Source organism: Phenylobacterium sp. (genome assembly GCF_031181185.1).
GTDB lineage: Bacteria > Pseudomonadota > Alphaproteobacteria > Caulobacterales > Caulobacteraceae > Phenylobacterium.
In genome coordinates this window covers 1-2,622 of the sequence record NZ_JAPSKZ010000293.1, presented here as the reverse complement: position 1 = coordinate 2,622, position 2,622 = coordinate 1, and the positions used below count along the sequence as shown (strand labels likewise).

2 protein-coding genes are annotated in these 2,622 nt (G+C 72.4%); both read left to right on the top strand.

The genetic code is table 11. From position 1 onward, the window contains the following. The first annotated feature begins 7 nt into the window (after positions 1-7). Positions 8-1,501 (top strand): glucose-6-phosphate isomerase, encoded by a 1,494-nt coding sequence (gene pgi / locus RIF93_RS20040; protein ID WP_309093206.1) that lies wholly within the window; start codon positions 8-10, stop codon positions 1,499-1,501. Between the two features lie 265 nt (positions 1,502-1,766). Continuing rightward, positions 1,767-2,622 (top strand): ATP phosphoribosyltransferase regulatory subunit (locus RIF93_RS20035; RefSeq protein WP_375163909.1); only part of this gene is annotated, 856 nt, incomplete at its 3' end.

The window sequence follows — 2,622 nt, the reverse complement described above, 5'->3', positions numbered from 1 at the left end:
GCGCCCGATCGCCAGCCTGTTCGACGCCGAGCCGGATCGGCTGTCGCGGCTGACGCTTCAGGCGGCGGGCCTCTTCCTCGACCTGTCGAAACAGCCTTGGGACGCGGCCGGCGTCGCCGCCGCCCTGGATCTCGCCCGCGCCGCCGGAATCGAGGCGGCGCGCGACCGCCTTTTCGGGGGCGAGGTCGTCAACGCGTCGGAGAATCGGCCGGCCCTGCACATGGCGCTTCGCGCGCCCGACGGGGCGGACTTCAAGGCTGACGGCGTCCCGGTCTCGCGCGAGGTGGAGGCGACCCGCGCCGCCATGCGCGACTTCGCCGAAGCCGTGCGCTCGGGGCGGAAGGTCGGCGCGACCGGCAAGCCCTTCCGCGCCATCGTCCACATCGGTATCGGCGGCTCCGACCTCGGCCCCCGCCTGATCTGGGAGGCGTTGAAGCCGCTTGATCCACAGATCGAGCTGCGCTTCGCCGCCAACGTCGATCCCAACGAACTGGCCCAGGCGCTCGTCGGGCTCGACCCGGCCGAGACCCTCGTGGTCACCGTCTCCAAGACCTTCACCACGCTGGAGACCCTCGCCAACGCCGACGCCGCGCGCGCCTGGCTCCGCGCCAGCCTGGGCGAGGCCTCGGACGCCCACCTCGTCGCCGTCTCGGCCGCGCCGGACAAGGCCAAGGCCTTCGGCGTGCCGCAGGACCAGGTGTTCGGCTTCTGGGACTGGGTGGGCGGCCGCTATTCCATCTGGTCGGCCGTCGGCCTCTCGTGCGCCGTCGCGCTCGGCTATGAGGCGTTCGGCGGCCTGCATGCCGGCGCTGCGGCCATGGACGCCCACTTCCGCGAGGCGCCGCTGGAACGCAACGCCCCGGTGATGCTGGCGTTGGCCCACCTCTTCAACCGCAACGGCCTGTCCCGGCCGATCCGCGCCGTGGTCCCCTACGCCCAGCGCCTCCGGCTGTTCGCCGCCTTCCTCCAGCAGCTGGAGATGGAATCCAACGGCAAGCGGGTCACTGCCGAGGGGCGGCCCGTCGCCCGTCCGACCGCAGCCTCGGTGTTCGGCGACGCGGGCACCAACGGCCAGCACGCCTTCTTCCAGCTGCTGCACCAGGGCACCGACATCATTCCGGTCGACATCGTCGCCGTGCGCGAGGGCTCGGAAGGCGACCCCGCTGCCCAGAGGAAGCTGCTCGCCAACGCCGTCGCCCAGGCCGAAGCCCTGATGATCGGCCGCGCCATGCCGGACGACCCGCAGCGCCACTTCGAAGGCAACCGCCCGACCAGCTTCCTGCTGCTGGAGCGCCTGACGCCCGAGGCGCTGGGCGCGCTGATCGCGCTCTACGAGCACAAGACCTTCGTCGAGGGCGTGCTCTGGGGCATCAACAGCTACGACCAGTGGGGCGTCGAACTCGGCAAGACCCTCGCCGCCCGCGTCCTCGCCGACCTCGATGGCGCGGCTCAGAACCCCCACGACCCCTCGACCACGGCTCTGATCGAGCGGCTGCGCTAGCGGCGCGTGACTCGCGCCGCCGCCTCGGCTATAGCCCCGCCCGTCATGACGCGGTCCGCGCACCACCACGGCCATCACCACCATCCGACCCCGGTGGGTTCGGACGGCGGCTGCGTGGCCTAAGACGCACCGCCCCCGAAGCCCCGCCAACGCGGACGGGGCTTTCTTCTGACAAGCGCCGTCCGTCCCTCAGATTTCCCGAGAGACGACGATGACCGACCTTCCTTCCTTGAGCGCGGACGCCGCAGCCGGTAAGCGCCCGGGCATGTCCGACACGCCCCAACGCCCTGAAGCCCGAAGCCCGCGCGGCTTCGTCGACCGCCGCGCCCGCGACGTGGTGGCCGAGCGCCGCATCCTGGCCGCCGTTTCGGGCGTGTACGAGCAGTGGGGGTTCGAGCCGCTCGAGACCGGGGCGTTCGAGTACGCCGATGCGCTGGGCAAGTTCCTGCCCGACGCCGACCGCCCGAACGAGGGCGTCTTCGCGCTCCAGGACGACGACGAGCAGTGGATGGCCCTGCGCTACGATCTGACGGCGCCGCTCGCGCGCTTCGCCGCTCAGAACTGGGAGACCCTGCCCAAGCCCTTCCGCCGCTACGCCTACGGCCCCGTGTGGCGCAATGAGAAGCCGGGGCCGGGGCGCTTCCGCGAATTCGTCCAATGCGACGCCGACACCGTCGGGTCCGCGCGCCCCGAGGCCGACGCCGAGATCATTGCCATGGCGGTCCAGGGGCTGGAGGCTGCGGGCCTGCCGGCCGGACAGGCCCTCATCAAGATCAACAACCGCAAGCTGCTGAACGGCCTGATGGCCGCGGCCGGCGTCACGGAGGATGTCCAGAAGCTCGGCGTGCTCCGCGCCGTCGACAAGCTGGATCGCCTCGGTCCCGACGGCGTCCGCCTGCTCCTGGGCGAGGGCCGGCTCGACGAATCCGGCGCCTTCACCAAGGGCGCGGGCCTGAACGCCGCCGCGGCCGAGCGGGTGCTGGCCTTCACCGCCGCCGGCGTCGGCGGCCGGTCCGAAACGCTCGCGAAGCTGGCCGAGGTGGTCGGCGGCTCGGCCGAAGGCGACGAGGGGCTCGCCGAGCTCGCCGCCATCGACGCGGCGCTCCCCGCCCTGGGCGTCG